8 protein-coding genes are annotated in these 17,033 nt (G+C 56.2%); 6 read left to right on the forward strand and 2 right to left on the reverse strand.

What is annotated here, in order from left to right; genetic code table 11:
• Positions 1 to 272: 272 nt before the first annotated feature.
• Positions 273 to 3,308, reverse strand: coding sequence for a TonB-dependent receptor (locus EDC38_RS01295; protein WP_123636989.1), 3,036 nt, complete (start codon positions 3,306 to 3,308; stop codon positions 273 to 275).
• A gap of 665 nt (positions 3,309 to 3,973) precedes the next feature.
• On the opposite strand from EDC38_RS01295, the gene EDC38_RS01300 reads away from it, so the two are divergent.
• Complete coding sequence (locus tag EDC38_RS01300; protein WP_123636990.1) at positions 3,974 to 7,867, forward strand: rhamnogalacturonan lyase family protein; 3,894 nt, start codon at positions 3,974 to 3,976, stop codon at positions 7,865 to 7,867.
• 126 nt (positions 7,868 to 7,993) lie between these two features.
• On the opposite strand, the gene EDC38_RS01305 is transcribed toward EDC38_RS01300, so the two are convergent.
• A complete protein-coding gene (locus tag EDC38_RS01305; protein ID WP_123636991.1) occupies positions 7,994 to 9,247 on the reverse strand; it encodes a class II aldolase/adducin family protein in 1,254 nt (417 codons plus the stop codon).
• A 222-nt stretch (positions 9,248 to 9,469) separates the two neighbouring features.
• Between EDC38_RS01305 and EDC38_RS01310 the strand changes: the two genes are divergently transcribed.
• The 5 genes from EDC38_RS01310 (at position 9,470) to EDC38_RS01330 (ending at position 17,026) form a co-directional block, all read left to right on the forward strand.
• Positions 9,470 to 12,142 carry an exo-rhamnogalacturonan lyase family protein gene (locus EDC38_RS01310; RefSeq protein ID WP_211331025.1) on the forward strand — a complete coding sequence of 891 codons (2,673 nt, stop codon included), beginning with the start codon at positions 9,470 to 9,472 and terminating at the stop codon, positions 12,140 to 12,142.
• Positions 12,143 to 12,190: 48 nt separating this feature from the next.
• A complete protein-coding gene (gene bglB, locus EDC38_RS01315; protein WP_123636993.1) occupies positions 12,191 to 13,297 on the forward strand; it encodes a beta-galactosidase BglB in 1,107 nt (368 codons plus the stop codon).
• Between the two features lie 64 nt (positions 13,298 to 13,361).
• On the forward strand, positions 13,362 to 13,676 hold the full coding sequence (gene rhaM / locus EDC38_RS01320) for an L-rhamnose mutarotase (protein WP_123636994.1): 315 nt from the start codon (positions 13,362 to 13,364) through the stop codon (positions 13,674 to 13,676).
• Positions 13,677 to 13,686: 10 nt separating this feature from the next.
• Positions 13,687 to 14,466: a DUF1961 family protein gene (locus EDC38_RS01325; protein ID WP_123636995.1), complete on the forward strand. Its 780-nt coding sequence runs from the start codon at positions 13,687 to 13,689 to the stop codon at positions 14,464 to 14,466.
• Between the two features lie 52 nt (positions 14,467 to 14,518).
• Complete coding sequence (locus EDC38_RS01330; protein ID WP_123636996.1) at positions 14,519 to 17,026, forward strand: glycoside hydrolase family 31 protein; 2,508 nt, start codon at positions 14,519 to 14,521, stop codon at positions 17,024 to 17,026.
• The last annotated feature ends 7 nt before the right edge of the window (positions 17,027 to 17,033 follow it).

The following is a 17,033-nucleotide window of genomic DNA, read 5'->3' on the forward strand; positions in this document are numbered from 1 at the left end:
CCGTTGATAGTACACCCGGTGTCGCACAGAGAGCATTCTCTCACCCGGCCCTTCGAGTCCGCTCAACAGCTTTCCTCTGGTCCGGTGTTCTCCTGTCTCCTGGTTTACCAGCGCCGACTACCACCGAGCAATCACGACTTCTGATCTCCTCCTCGGCTTGCTGCTGATTCTCCAATCAGCAGCTTTTTTTTGCCTGACGTTTCCCCCTCAGTCGAGCACAAAAAAAGGCACCCAAAGGGTGCCTTAAAGGGGGTGTTGCTTGAGGAGAGCACTTACATCCGGTAAGTGAAACCAGCGGAGAACATGCGGCCAGACCACTGAAGGTCATTGGTCCGTCCGACACCGGAGGTTTCCAGCTTCACTTCTTTACCCAGGTTCCGCGCATCGACGTAGAACTTCAGGTTTTCATCATAGGTATAGGTGATCTTACCGTCGATGTAACCGCTGGCATCCACGAATACCGGCAGGCCGTCAAACACGCGCGAATAGTATTCATCGCGGTAGTTGTAGGCCAGCTTGAGGCTCCAGGTGTCGTCCTCGTAGAAGGCTTCGAGGTTGTAGGAGTTCTCTGACTGGCCACGCAACGGCATCTGCTCGCCGGTCAGCGGATTGAAGTCATCCACGTTGTCGGCGGTGATATAGGTGTAGTTGGCTTTCGCACCGGTGTTGTTGAAAGGCTCGGGCAGGAAGTCAAAGAAAGTAGAGGCCTGAAACTCAAAGCCCTTGGTAGTGATACCCTCTTTGTTCACCTGCTGGCGAACATCCCACAGGGTGCCGTCGTTGAAGAAGTCCACGTCCTGCTGGGTTTCTGCACCGAAGATGTAGCTGGTGATGTCCTTAACGAAATAGGCACCGGACAGAATGGAGCTTTCATTCGGATACCAGGTCAAAGCCACTTCACCCTGAGTCGCGCGGTAGGGATCCAGGTCCGGGTTACCTGCGGTACAGGTGTTCGGGATCATCTGATCACGTGCGAGCGGATAATCGCGCAGAGTACAATCGGCGTTGATGTTCAGGTCGTTGATCTGCGGGCGAGCCATCACTTTCGCCACGCCCAGATAGGCTTCCAGCCCTTCGATCATTTCCAGAGTCAGGTTCAGGCTGGGCAGCACATCCACGAAGTCTTCCTCGACGGTCTGGCGACCTTCGAATGCGCGCGGATCATCCGGATCTTCGACACCGGCCAGGTCTTCACCGTTGGGGCCGTAAATCGGGTTGCCATCTTCGTCGGTCTGCTCCACGAGTACCCGAATGCGGGAGAAACCCTCTGAAGCGGTTTCGGTGCGAGCGACCCGGACACCAAAGTTACCACGCAGTACCATGCTACCGACATCGGTCTCGAAATCAGCCTGCACGTAGGCGGACTGGGTCTGGACATTGATGTCGTAACGGCTGTCGATGGGTTGCAGGTTGCCGCGCGCCGCTTCGGCGGAACTGAAGCCGCTGCGTTCAAGCAGGGCCGCCAGGTAGGGCTCGGTATCAACGGCCATGTAACTCTCGATGATATCCACGCCCGGGTTGTAATCCCGGAAGAACTTGTCCGTTGCAAAACGGTTTCCAAGCAGCACCGCCTCGTGATCGTCCTGGGTCCAGATGCGGGTTTCACCATCGACGGTATAGGGGTTGCCCACGGTCTGCATCAGGTTGTAGCCCCAGGCGTTGTTGGCGAAGTCCTGGTCGGTGGCGATAAAACCGGTGCGGTAGGCGGTGAAAAAGCTCTGCTCGGGACTGTAGGTCACATCAAATTTGGCAATATTCTCAGATGCTTCGCTCTGGGAAGGCGCGTACTTGAAGCGGTCCAGAGAGGTGTACTGAGTGCCGTCATTGTAGTTGAAAGTATTGAAGGTATCTTCAACGTCGTCCTGATTGATGATGTAGGCGTCGGTAAAGTCGATTTCCGGAAGGTCATTGACCTGGGTGACGACAATGCCCCCCACGTTGTTCTGTGCGGTCTGGGTATCCCGGGAATCAATATCCTCAAACGTGGTGGAGCGTGCGATATAGCCATCGATCGCCAGATTGTCGTTGACATAGTCGAACCCGGCGCGCATCACTTTGCGTTCCTGGTTCCAGTCAAAGTTCAGAGTCCGGTTTCTGATGGTGGCACCAATAGGTGTGCCCGCCGCGTTCACGCCGTTGGTTACAAACTGGGTAACGTTCTTGTTGGCATCGACCACCGCGCTGTCGATATCAAAGGCGGAACCGACTTCTACCTGAAAGTTGCGGTCGGTCGCCAGTTTTTCCCGCTCACCGTCGGTGTAGGAGAGATCAAAAGACAGGTTGTCGGTAACGGCGTACTGCACTTCGACGTTGGCTGATAGGCGGTTCTCTTCACGGCCCCAGATACTGTAGCGGGGAGTGCTCGGGCTGTATTCGTGCCACTGCTCCAGGCACGCTGTTTCGCTTGCTGAATCGAGCCCCGCATCCATACACTCCTGTTGGGTGGAGTAGTCTGCATAAAGCTGATCGACTGAGGTCTTGCTGGCTACTCCGTCAACATCGTGGTATTTCTGCCAGTTGGTGTTACGCAGGCCATGCAACATGGTATGCACATCGGAGCCGGTAATATTCACCAGGAAGCCAAGGCGGTCGGATGCCTTGTAGACGCCGGTCAGGTTGTACTTGGGCATTACCTCATCAATCATGGAGTTGTACTGGGCTTCACCATTGATTGACAGGAAGTTTTCTTCAAACTCGTTGGGTTTGCGCGTGTTGACCTGAATGGTGCCGCCCACGCCACCTTCGGTGAGTCGTGCCTCGGAGCCTTTATAGACGTCAATCGACTTGACCAGTTCGGAGGCCATGTCCCGGAAGTCCACACTGCGGCTGCCGCCCATACCCATGGCGGTCACGCCGTTCAGCTCAACCCGCACCAGGCCTGACTCAACGCCCCGAACACTGACGGAGGTACCTTCACCCATATCGCGGTTAAGCTGAATACCGGAGATCCGCTGTAGCGCTTCACCGATATTCTTGTCGGGGAATTCACTGATGTCTTCGGCCACCAGGGAGTCCATCATGGTACCGGCTTCCCGCTTCCGGTCCAGAGCACTGGTGTAGCTCTGACGGATGCCGGTGACCAATACCTCTTCAAGTACGGTATCTTCGGACGACGCGCTGTCGTTCTGAGATTGGCTTTGCTGTTCCTCGTCCTGCTGCTCCTGCGCGTAGGCGTTGGTCACCATAAAGGTGCTGCATGCGGCGCCGGCCAGAACAATGGAAGCAATACGACTGGCTAGTGAATTCTTTCTGAAGAGTGGTGTTGTCTTGGTGCAATCAAGCTTTTCAGACTGATTGTAGTTATTCATTATTAAATCCCGCCTTAAATGTTAGTAAGTGGAAATTTTATGTAATGGTTACTTTGCTAACAGGCCCCATAGTATAACCAAAAAAAATCAAATTCAACAAAATGTAACCACAATGACCACGCATTGCAGTCACTAGCAGTCATTTCAATCTCCAATAGATTTAAAAATACATTTTAATATTTCTAATACGAATATAGAGCGGTTTCTCTGTGTCTATAAGGAGGTGCTTGGGTGGCAAGGCAGGGTGGCTTTGGGGTGGAGCGTCGCCAGTGCAGTGGCGGGCGGCGTGGTCGGGGCCTTCCGGGGGCTCGTTACCCATGGTGCGGGTCTGCATGAGTGCATACATGCAGGGCATATGGTCGATAGAACCTTTTTGGCGCGGGCAGGGTAGCCCCCCTGTTTATGCTCGGCGATCCCTGACATAAAAGGTAGTTGTGGCTTCCAGGAGTTTGAAAACTATTGGAAAACAACGACGAAAAGCACTAGAATCGTGATTGAAGCTGATGTAATATGATCATTGATGGTTTTTTGTTAGCAGTTACATAATGATAAATGACTAATTCCGTTGGTCTTTTCATCCTAAATAAGAATTCAGTTTCATCGCCATGTAGTTTTAACCGCTAATTCTACATCTCTTTCGTAAGATCACTTTCGGAGATTGCATAATGAGAAAAGACGGAAGTTACTCCAAAGGCAAAATACGGGCACTGGCGGTACCGCTTGTGCCAGTGTTGTTATCCACGATGCTGGTGGGCTGTGATGACGAGTACACACCGGCCGAGCCCTTCAACGCTCCACCACTGACCGATGCTGAGCGCGACACCAGCGGCAGCTCCAATGTCGAATACCTCGATCGCGGATTGGTAGTAATGCCCGGCGAGGAAGAGGGCAATGTCTTGAGTTGGCGCTGGTCTGGTCTGGACGAGCAACGCATTATCTTCGCCGTCTATAAGAATGATGAGTTCTTCCGGACGGTTCGCCCCGGAGAGCCCACTTTCCTGGAAGACCCCAACGGGATGCCCGGGGACACCTATCAGATCGAGGCCCTGGTTGACGACGAACAGAAAGATGTCTCGGCCGTGGTTGCCGCACCGGAGACGTCTTATCTGAGTATTCCCCTGAACAAACCGGCCAATGGCTTTGTCGATGGAGAAGAGTACAGCTACTCAGCCAACGACGCCTCTGCCGCTGATTTGACCGGCGATGGCCAGTATGAACTGATCGTCAAGTGGAACCCCGACAACGCCAAAGACAATGCGCAGTCCGGCAAAACCGGTGATGTGCTCATTGATGCCTATACGATGGAAGGCGACTTCCTTTGGCGCATTAACCTGGGGCCGAATATTCGTGCCGGCGCTCACTACACCCAGTTTATTGCCTACGACTTTAATCAGGACGGCCGCGCCGAAGTGGCTATGAAGACCGCCGATGGCACTGTTGACGGTCGCGGTACCGTGATTGGCGACGCCGAAGCCGTCTATCGCAACGATGGTGGTTATATTCTGGATGGTCCCGAGTATCTGACCATGTTCGATGGCATTTCCGGTGAAGCCATCAGTACCGTTGATTATATTCCACCTCGCGGAGAAGATATCAACGCAATCTGGGGGGACGACTACGGCAACCGGGTCGACCGTTTCCTGGCCGGTGTTGCTTACCTGGATGGTCAGACGCCGAGTCTGGTGATGTCTCGCGGCTATTACACCCGTGCCGTGGTGGCGACCTTCAACTTCGATGGAAGCACCCTGACTCAGAATTGGGTCTATGACTCGGCTGAGGATGAGTCTGGGCCAAGTCTGGCAGGACAGGGCGCGCACAGCCTGAGTGTGGCCGATGTCGACAGCGACGGCAAAGATGAAATCATCTTCGGCGCGGCTACCCTGGATGACAATGGTACTCCGCTGTACAGCACTGGACTCGGACACGGTGACGCACTTCACGTCACAGATATCATTCCGGATAATCCCGGTCTGGAAATTTTCATGGTTCACGAAAGTTCCAGCGCCTACATTACCGAGGATGGCAATTTTGGTGTGGAGGTCCATGATGCCGAAACCGGTGAAATCCTGATTTCACAGCCAAGCAATGGCGAGGGCGATGATGTCGGTCGCGGCGTGACCGGGGATATCGATCCGAATTATCCAGGTCTGGAGAGCTGGGGTTCTCGCGGTGGTCTGATGGCGTCCGATGGTACCGTCATTTCCGAGAATAAGCCGGCCATGAACTTTATGGTCTGGTGGGACGGCGACCTCAGCCGCGAAATGCTGGATGGTACCGAAATCACCAAGTGGAACCCTGAGTCCATGCTGGTGGAAGAGCCTCTGCTGAATGCCGGTACCTTCGCCAATGGTCTGGCGGTGTCCAACAATGGCACCAAGGCGACCCCCGCCCTGTCCGCCGACCTGCTGGGCGACTGGCGTGAAGAGGTGGTGTTTGCCAATGAGGCCAGCACCCGGTTGATGGTCTACTCAAGCAATATTCCCACCGATGTCCGCTTGCCCACTCTGATGCATGATCGTCAGTATCGTACTGCCATTGCGTGGCAGAACGTTGGTTACAATCAGCCTCCGCACCCCAGCTTCTATATGGGTTCGGATATGAAGCTGTACGATCATATTGTGAAGGAACTTCCGCAGTTCAAAACCCAGGCGGTCCCGGCCGAGCCTGTCAGTGCCGCTGTCGTCCAGGGCAATAATGACAATGTTCTGGTCAAGGTGATTCCCGGTGACGCGGAGCTCGACTCCTTTGAAGTGTTCCGGAGTGAATCCGATGCGCGCGATTCCGCGACCAGTGTGGGTGTGGCCGAAGGTGGTGAGACATCGTTCGTTGACGATTCAGCCAGCCCGGATGTGACCTACTATTACTGGGTTGAAGCCACCGATCTGGATGGCAATGCAATCGCCGGTATTGATGGTCCCTATCAGACACGACTGACATCCACGCAGATTCCCCGTGTCGAGGCGGCCAGTTCCAACAACTACGTCGACCTCACTTGGGTGACCGACCTCGTGTTGAGCGATATTTATATTTATCGCGCTGAGACCGATGATGTCGAGGATGTGCCAGAAAAACCTTCTATGGCTTACGCAGAGGTTAACCCGGACGCAAAAACCTGGACCGATGGCGACACAGAAGAAGGTGGTAAGTACTACTACTGGGTGGAGCTGACCACGGTAGAGGGTAATATCATTGACGCGGCTCCAGCCTTTGGGGAAAACCTGGTGGTAGAAGCCTCCAACCTGAGCGCTACCTATGCCGATGGTGTCATGACAGTATGTTGGGACCTTGAGAACGTTGCGCCCGGTGCGACTTATAATGAGCTGTACCGCAACGATCAGAACCAGGCCAGTGGCCGCTCGCGGATCTACCCGATCAGCGATCCAGCGGTGATCTACGAGGGCTGCTTTGAAGATGCTGGGCCTGAGGGTGGCTTTATCGAAGGCCAGGGGTACTGGTATATGTTCAAGCAGGTCGCCAGTGCGGAGATCGTTGGTCCCTTCGGTTTTGGTCTGGAGAGCAATGTCACCAACCTGTCAGCCGAGCTTGACCCGGCGCTGGGCACCATCAATCTGACTTGGAAGCTGTGGAACTTTGGTCAGGACATTGCCAGTGTTGATCTGTACCGTAACACCAGTGATTCGCTGACCGGAAAAACGCTGGTGCGTGCAGATGTCAGAGCGTTTGACGGTCGCTTGCGCGACACCGGTGGCGACAACGGTTTTACTCAGAATGAAACCTATTGGTACTCCTTCGAGGTAACTCTGCAGGATGGCACAGTGGTCAATACTGATCCGGAAGGTGAAGTTTTGTTCGAGCTGCCTGAGCCGGAAACCAATATCCTCACGCGTCTGGAAGATGGTGGTATTCGCATCGACTGGAACCTGGAAAACTTCCAGGGCGAGATCAGCCAGATCGAAATCCTGCGCAACACCCAGGCGTCCGCTGAAGGTGCCACCGTGGTGGTGTCCGAAGGTCTGGAGCTGCGCGGTGTGTACGCCGAGTACGAGGGTCTGGTGGAACTGCAGTCCTACTGGTACTTCATGCGGGTCACCATGGCCAATGGCGATGTCATTGTCGGCGAGCCCTCCACGGAGCTGGTCTATGAGGAAAACCCGAGTACAACCAGTCTGACCATCAACGAGAACGAAGATGGTTATTGCGAGATGTCCAATGGGTTGATCGAGAGCAACTGGGCCGGCTTTGAGGGCGATGGTTTCTCCAATACCGATAACGCCGAAGGTGAGTACATCACCTACAAGGTCAACATTCGGGATGCGGGCACCTACCGTCTGCTGGTTCGCTACGCCAACGGTGCGGGGGATAACCGTTTCGCCCGTGTGGATATCAACAGCCAGATTGGCGTGGCCCAGATCGATATGGAGTCCACCTCGGCCTGGGATACCTGGATGGAGTCCAGTGTTGATCTCGAGCTTGAGTCAGGCGAGACCGATATTACCCTGTACGCCGGCTCCGGCGGCGGTCTGGGCAATGTCGACTACCTGTACATCAATGCGCTGACCACGGAAAACGCTCCGCAAGCGATTGCTTGCACACCGTAATCGCGGAGCTCTGGGGCGTTTTCGCCCCAGTTCGTCAACACAAAAAAAAGGGCCGGACGTCAGTCTGGCCCTTTTTTTTGTGTTGCATTAGTTTCGTGCTCAAGCGGATCGATGAGCCGTGTCGCTTCAGAGGCTGTCCAGAAGTTGGGCTTCCTGCGCTGATAAGCCCACATAGGCGTCGATAGCCTCGGCACAGCGCATGACTTCAATGGCATTTTGATAGGCTTCCGCCGTCAGGCGAGAGCCCTTTTTGCTTTGACCCAAGGCAATCAATCCGACACCGGGTATCAGGCAGACCGCAGGCACTTCGCCTTGGGTGCTGGAACCGGCCCGGCCGCGACGCGTGTCCCGGTAGCGGGCAACGCCCTGTTCGAGCTTCTGCTTGAGTGTCTCCAGGGTATCGCCTTCAGGGTTCCAGGGAATGTACAGCGGTTTCAGCTTGGTGTGTCTGAGGTGATGCAGGCAGGCGACGCCTTTGGCTGCCAGGCGGGGAGCATCGACTGAGTTGACGAAGCGCATCACCTCTGGCACTGATTCCACAGTCCCGACCACCGGGTTTCCATCGGATATCAGATCGGTCAGAAACGGCAGAATTCGCTTCAGGACATTCTGTCGCGTCGGGGCGCTCAGGTCGCTATGGCGCGGACCGCCGAAGGTTTTATCGCCCTTGTCCCGTGCGGCGATGTAGCGGGATGCCGCCTCAATGATGTCCAACGTCTGTCGGTAGCAGAGTCTGTTGTCATCGGACCAGGTGGCGATGCCGTTACCGGCCAATAGCGCACCTTTCGCGTCGGGGTTACGATTCCAGGCCGCTTGCAAAGGGATGCCCTGCTCAAAGCCCGGGCGTGCCCGGGGTACCCAGAGCATAGTGTGGCCCCAGATGCGTTGCGTCAGCGCCCTGGAGTTTTTACAGGCCCCCACGGCAATCGCCGCACACGGATGAATGTGGTTGACGTGGGCGTAGGGCATCAATGCGTGTAGCGGCGTGTCCACGGAAGGGGCCGGCGCGGCCCGGTTGAATGTGGCGGCCTTGAAGGGCTCGCTGGCCGTGGGCCGAGTGTTTGCGCGGCGTAACCGTTGATAGTGGTGCCTCAAAGCCATCAGCCTCTCTTGGTACAGAGGAGAGAACTGACTTCTGCGGGAGGTTTTCAGATCCGTCCCGGCACTTTTGATCCATATGACCTCCACGGGCTGACCGCTGACCGGGTCTTTTTCAATAACCTTCAGTGAGGTGCTGCCGCCGCCGGTCGGGGTGATCCGGTGATCCTCGCCAAGCCGGTTTGAGCGATACACCAGTGCCTCCAGCGGCGAGAGCCGGTTGGCAAGCGCGTCGTCCCAGGTGTCATGAATGTGGGTGTAATGATTGTTGCGGTAGGACATGGTTAAACCCTGAATCTGGCATCATCATTGGGGGGGCAAAAGGGTAGCCCAGGAATCACAAAAAGTCATTATAAATCAAATATTGTCAATAATCGTCGGTTGTGATAACGTTTCGTGGATGAGAGGGTGGGGCCTGTGCGGCCTGACAACGATAAGACGAACGCAGATCAACGTTAGAGTGCTCCTGCAATGAATCGACGAGAGTTTCTTAAGAGAGGTGGTGTGGCCGCCTCTCTCCCCCTGACTTTGCAAGCCCTGTCCAGCGGTTGTGCCACCTCCGGATCCTCCCTGGTGCCGACGCGCCAGGCGGGTCATTTAAGTTGGCTTGAAGGAGACGAACCGGCGGCCAAAGCCGGTACCACCTGGGGTCAGCCCTGGGCCGAGGGTGAACTCTCCGTCAATGACTCACTCTGTCTGAACACAGAAGATGGACGCCAGGTGCCCCTGCAGAGTTGGCCTACCGCTTACTGGCCGGATGGCAGTATCAAGTGGACGGCCCACGCCGTGCCGGCGGGCGTCGCGCTCGGAAAGCAGTTCCAGGTCACCAAAGGTCGTAACGCTGCGCCGGAGTGGCCCGTTCGTGTGACCTCCGGAGCGGACGCCATTGAGGTCGACACCGGTCGGCTCAAGGTATCGGTACCCACCTCGGGGGATTACCTGATTGGCTCAATGACTCGCGGTTATGCGATGGTCGCCCGGAACGCTAGATTGGTGGGTCTCGTGCAGGATCAGGTAGACCCGAGTGAGCCGGTCTCCCGGGTGGAGACCTTCCAGTCCCGAACGGATCGGGTCACGATCGAGCAGGAGGGTCCGGTGCGTGCCGTTGTCAAAATCGAAGGCAAACACAAGGCGGAGTCCGGAAAAGAGTGGTTGCCCTTCACGGTCCGACTCTACTTTTACAGCGGCGCCGAGTCCCTTCGAATCAGTCATACCTTCATCTATGACCTGGATGACCAGAAAGATTTTATCCGCGGTCTGGGTTTACGCTTTGACGTGCTCCAGCGCGACGAGCTGTATGATCGCCATGTGCGCTTTGTGGGTGAGAATGACGGCCTCTGGGCCGAGTCACCCAAAGGCATTACCGGGCTTCGTCAGGACCCGGGCAAAGCCGTGCGGGACGCACAGCTTGCCGGGCGCAAAACGCCGCCCTTGAGTGAATGGAACCCGAGGGTAAGTGGCCTGCTGCACTATGTGCCGGTGTGGAATGATTTCACGCTGTCGCAACTGAATGCCAACGGCTTCACCATCAAAAAGCGCACCCAGAGCGGCCACGCCTGGATCAATGCCGATCAGGGCCGGCGCGCCAGCGGCGTGGCCTATGTGGGTGGAGCCTCCGGGGGCGTACTGTTCGGGATGCGGGATTTCTGGCAACTGCACCCGGTTCAGGTGGATATCCGCAACGCCGGGCGCGACGTATCGCAAGCCACGCTCTGGTTCTGGTCGCCCGAGGCGCCACCGATGGATGTGCGCTTCTATCACGATGGCATGGGGCAAGAGACCTACGAGCAGCAGTTGGATGCGCTGAAAATCACTTACGAAGATTATGAACCCGGCTTCGATACCGCCTACGGTGTGGCGCGGACCACGGACTTTGTCCTGTGTGTGCTGTCCTCGACGCCCTCGCGCACGGAGACGGTGAACTGGGCGAAGGAAATCAGCAAACCCGCGCAGGTGGTTGCCGCCCCTGAGGACTATTTGAAATCCGGTGTCTTTGGTGCTCTCTGGAGCCTGCCGGATCGTTCCTCGACCCGCAAAAAACAGATCGAAGACCGCCTGGCCTGGCAGGTCGAGCATTACTGTCGACAGGTGGATCAGCACCACTGGTACGGATTCTGGGATTACGGCGATGTGATGCACACCTACGATGTGGACCGCCATGTCTGGCGCTACGACATTGGCGGGTACGCCTGGGACAACTCCGAGCTCTCGCCGGACCTGTGGCTCTGGTACTCCTTCCTGCGTAGCGGCGATCCCGACACCTTCCGGCTGGCCGAAGCGATGACCCGGCATACCCGGGATGTCGACATCTATCACCTCGGTCGATTCCGAGGGTTGGGCACTCGACACAACGTTCAGCACTGGGGTTGTAGCGCCAAGCAATTGCGGATCAGTACCGCCGCCTATCGACGGTTCTACTATTTCCTTACCGGGGATGACCGGACGGCGGATGTGCTTGATGAAGTGATTGATGCCGGTGAAGCTTTGCGCCGTGTCGATCCCACCCGAAAGCTTCCAAACCGCGAGCCGGTCCCCGGCCCGGATCGATTGCAGGTGGGCACCGACTGGGGTTCGGTCGCGGCCAACTGGCTCACCGCCTGGGAAAGGACCGGGGATGACCAGTATCGGGATCGACTGGTAAGCGCCATGCGCACCATCGGTCGTCATCCCGACGGCTTCTTTGCGGGTACCTATGGCTTTGATGCCGACACGAAAAAGCTCCTGGCGCCCCCGGAGGGTGACATTGAGGTTTCGCATCTGAGCTCGGTGTTCGGGCTGGTGGAAATCAATGCCGAGCTGATTCAACTGCTTGATGTGCCCGAATACAAAGCGGCGTGGTTGCGCTACTGCCGCCTGTACAATGCCAGTGATGAACAGAAAGTGGCGGCGGTAGGGCGTGCCTTTGGCACGCATCTGGAAGCACCGCATTCGCGCTTGACCGCCTACGCGGCCGCTCAGGAAGGTGACGCCACACTGGCGAAACGCGCCTGGCAGGAGTTTCAGCTACCCCAGGAATTTGCTCGCCAGTGGACCGGTGATTTTCAGGCGATTCTGGAGGTGAAACCACCTCAAGTGCTCAACCCGGTGGTGGAAGCGCCCTGGTTATCGACCAATGACGCGTCGCAATGGGGATTGGCGGCCATCCAGAACCTGGCGCTGATCGCCGACGAGCTATAATACCGAAAACGTTTTTTATTGATTCATACGCTAGAGGTTTTAAGAAGTATGCCAACTGTTGCACATAACATCGAATACGCCCAGGTCCGGAACACCATCGATAAGTTGATCGATAATCTGGTCAACATCAAAGATGAAACCGGTGAGTTCCTGCTCAAGCTAGACGATGGTCGGGTGATTGATACCAAAGGCTGGGCCGGCTGGGAGTGGACTCACGGCATTGGCCTCTATGGCTTGATGAAATACTGGGACATTACCGGCGACGAAAAGCCCAGGAAGATCATTGAAGACTGGTTCAGTGACCGGCTTAAGGAAGGTACGCCCACCAAGAACGTGAACACCATGTCCCCGTTCCTGACCCTCGCCTATATGCATGAGCGTACCGGAGAGCGCAGCCACCTCCCGTACCTGGATGTCTGGGCGGAGTGGGTCATGCGGGATATGCCCCGGACCACGGAAAATGGTCTTCAGCATATTGTCTACAACTCAGTGAACTATCAGCAGTTGTGGGACGATACGCTGATGATGAGCGTCATGCCGTTGGCCAAAATCGGATTATTGTTGGACCGTCCTCACTATGTGGAAGAGGCCAAGCGGCAATTCATGTTGCACATCAAATATCTGGCGGATCGGAAGACCGGCCTCTGGTTCCACGGCTGGACCTTTGATGGCAACCACAACTTTGCCGATGCCCTGTGGGCGCGAGGCAACAGTTGGGTCACCATCTCCATCCCCGAGTTTATTGAATTGCTCGACCTTCCAAAGACCGACGGTCTGCGTATGTTCCTGGAGGAAACCCTGGAAGCCCAGGTCAAAGCGCTGGAGGAAACCCAGCACCAAGACGGCCTGTGGCACACCCTGTTGGATGACCCCGACTCTTACCTCGAGGCCTCGGCCGCCGCCGGCTTTGCTTACGGTATTCTGAAGGGCATTCGCAAAGGCTATCTCGACAAAAAGTACGAAGAAGTTGGCCTTAAGGCAGTCAAAGCCGTGCTGGATAATATCAGTGCGGACGGCGAGCTCCAGCAGGTGTCGTTCGGCACGCCGGTCTTTGATGACTTGCAGGGTTACCGGGACATCCCCCTCACCTCCATGCCCTACGGTCAGTCCATGGCCATTCTGCTGTTGGTCGAATACATGAACTATTACATCTGATCGTCCTTCACTCGGGCTGCTTCCGTCGGAGGCAGCCCGAGTGCCATTCTGGAGTCACTGGACAATGGAAAAAATAGCTTTCGTCATGCAGCTCAAACCGGGCTGCGAGCAGGAGTATGAGAAGCGTCACGACGAAATCTGGCCGGAGCTGGTGGCCCAGCTCAAGGCCGCCGGTGTTTCGGACTACTCCATCTTTCTACACCCGCAGACGCTGCAGTTGTTTGGGGTACTCAAACGCACGGATGATCATGGTATGAACGAGTTACCCCAGACCGAGATCATGCAGAAGTGGTGGGCTTACATGGCGGATATCATGGATACCGAGGCCGACAACAGCCCGGTGTCTACGCCACTCAAGAACGTCTTCTACCTGGAATAGTGAGGCCTCTATGAGCAATAGATCATGGTCTTTATGGGTGACCCTGCTGCTGGTGTGCCTGGTGGCAGGCTGTTCCATGGTATCGCCGGAGCGCAAGGCGAGTTCTGCGGCGGACTCTCTGCCCGAGCCGGGTCAATTGCTCCACCAGGCCAGCTTCGACGATCCCGAATCGGTGGCCGGTTGGGTGATGGAAGGCCCGGGTGAAATCGCTTTCGTAGACGGGTGGATGGAAATGCACAGCCCGGGCGAGCAGGGCCATCACGTGTTCTGGTGCCCCGAGGATTTCCCGGAAAGCTTTATCGCCCGCTGGGAGGCGCAGAATCTGGATGACGAAGCGGGGCTGGTGATCGTTTTTTTTGCCGCAATCGGGGTTGATGGCCAGGACATATTTTCGCCCGAGCTGCCGGAACGGGATGGCACCTTTACCCAGTACACCGAAGGCGAGATCAAGAGCTACCACATCTCCTACTATGCCAACGCCGCCCATAACCCGGGCCGGGGCCATGCCAACTTACGCAAGAACAATACCTTCAGTCTGTTGCAGAAAGGCGAGGTCGGCATTCCGACCGAATCCATGCAAGAGCATGAAATCACCCTGGTGAAACAGGGCGAGCGAATTCGACTGTATATCGATGATCGAAAGGTGATCGACTATACGGACAATGCCCCGATGGTTGACGGTGTCGATACGGGCGATGCCCTGGGAAGCGGAAAAATCGGCTTCCGGCAGATGAAGTGGACCCAGTTTCGCTACAAAAACTTCCGCGTTTACGAATTGCCCCAGCAATAACGGGCAAAGCCCATCCCTCGATATAACCAGCGATAACGGACGAGGAAACCCCATGAAATACTGCTTACTGGCACTCCTGTGTCTGGCAGCCTTTGCTCAGGCGACTGACAGACAAGCTACTGAGTTGCCTGAATCCTCAAAAGCTCGGGACGCGCTCGGCCCGGGCACGGTTCAATTGTCGCCCGTCAGGGAGGGCAACAGAGTGCTCATCTCCGCCGAGCATGCGGATGTTCAGATCGAGTTCTGTACCGCCTCCATGGTGCGTGTGCGCAGCAGTTGGGATCGGGAGTTTGACGAGAACGCGGCGCTCGGACTTATGGTCACCAAGCGGGATTGGCCGCCGGTCGTAATCAATACCGCGGAGGAGGCTGATTTCTACGAACTGGAATCAAAGCAGTTGCTCGTCCGTGTGTATAAATCGCCATTGCGATTGGAGTTCTATGCCTCTGATGGAACCCTGCTGTCTACCGAGCGGATTGAAGTAGGGGGTATGGCTCAGGAAGTGGCGGGTGTCTCGGTCCACAAAAAGCTGCAGGACAGTGAGCAAGTTTTTGGTTTTGGTCAGCGTATGGACTTTATCAACCAGCGGGGAAAACAACTGGAGCTGACCGTCGGACGTGGCATGGGTCGGCCCCACATCATCGGGGCCTACAATATTCTGGAAGCCAACTACAGCCCGGTGCCGTTTTTCATGAGCACGCGCGGCTACGGTATTTTTCTCCATACACCCTATACCTCCCGCTGGGATATGGGGCACGCCACACCGGGTGTGTACTCATTTGAGGCGGAAGGCGGGGAGCTGGATTACTACTTCATGGCGGGCGCTGATTTTCCTGCGCTTCTGGACCAATATACCGCTGTGACCGGCAAGTCACCACTCTTACCCAAACCGGCTCATGGTCTGCACGTCGGGACTTACAGTGGCGGCACCTGGGGCTATGAGAAGCATACCTCCACCGATTACGTGGTCAATCTGGGGCGGACATTCCGTGAAAAGGAAATCCCGGTGGATATCATTCATCTGGATTCCACCTGGCGGATGTTCGGTGAGCAGGGCGGCAGTGGCGCTACGACGTTTGAATGGCGTGAAACCTTCGATGACCCGGAAGCCATGTTCGATCAGCTCTACGACATGGGTTACAGCATGGTGGGCGTGCACGTCCGGCCACGCTATGACAATGGCAGGCAGTACAAGCTGTTGGATCAGGCACGGGATGCGGGGATGGTCTATCCCGAGCCCAATAATACCGGCGAGTTCGTCAACTTTTTTGACCCGGACGCGGTGGACTGGTGGTGGGAGCACGGCGCCATGAAGGTGGCCTCCCAGGGCGCCATGTTCTTCAAGACCGATGAAGGTAGTGCCTTTGGACGCAAGGCGAATGAGAGTGACAAGACCGGACCGACCGGGCCGGAAGCCGAGCGCCTGCACAACCTATTTCCATTGGCCTACGCCAAGGCGCCGTTTGAGAAATTCAGTGAACACAATCAGATGCGCGGTTTCAACCTGACGCGGGAAGGCTACGCCGGTATTCAACGCTACCCTTATCTCTGGGCGGGCGACTGGCCGAGCGAGTGGCAGTACTTCAAGCCGGTCATTCGTGCCGGGCTCAATATGGGCCTGTCGGGGGTGGGCTACTGGTCGCACAATATGGGCGGGTTCGAGCACGACCCGGATCCCGAGCTCTATATCCGCTGGACCCAGTTTGGGCTCTTCAGCCCCATCGCGCATTTGTTCGGAATGGATCACCCCGGTTACAAGGAGCCTTGGCGTTATGGAGAAGAGGCCGAGCGGATTTTCAAGCAGTACGATCGCATGCGTTACCGGTTTATTCCCTATATCTACAGCGAAGCCTATCAGATGCACCGGACCGGTATGCCCATGATGCGGGCGTTGGTGCTGGAGTATCAGGAGGATGAGAATACCCACGACATTGATGATCAGTATCTGTTTGGCCGCAATCTGTTGATTGCCCCGGTGACTACCAAGGGCGCGCAAACGCGAGTCGTCTATCTACCTGAGGGCACCTGGTATGACTACTGGAGTGGTGAGACCTATGAGGGCCAGCGTTATCACAACATTGTCACCCCGCTGGACCAGTTGCCCATCTTCGTCAAGGCCGGTGGCATTCTTCCTCAACAGAGAGTGATGAACGTGGGCCAGGAAACAGCGGAAAACCTCACCCTGGAAATATTTCCCGGAGGCGAGTCCTCGTACCCGATCTACGATGATGATGGTAAGAGCAAGGCGTACCTGTCCGGTGTTTACGCCATCACCGATATCAGCGTCAAGGCTGAGTCGAATCGAACCCTGATCCGCATTGAGGCCCCCCGTGGTGATTACGAGCTGCCGGAACGTACCTACACACTGAAAGTTCGCCGCGACGGTCCCCCGGAGTCTGTTGTGGAAGGGGCCAATCCTCTTCGCGTCTTTGGCTCCCCCGTTGAGTACGAGAAAAACCAGTCACAAGCCGGTTGGTACTTCGATGATGAAGCGGGCGAACTGTACGTGAGGTTGGCCGGAACCAGTCTGAGCGATATTTCCGTGGCAATCAATCAGTAGCGTTGTT

This window comes from Marinimicrobium koreense (genome assembly GCF_003762925.1).
GTDB lineage: Bacteria > Pseudomonadota > Gammaproteobacteria > Pseudomonadales > Cellvibrionaceae > Marinimicrobium > Marinimicrobium koreense.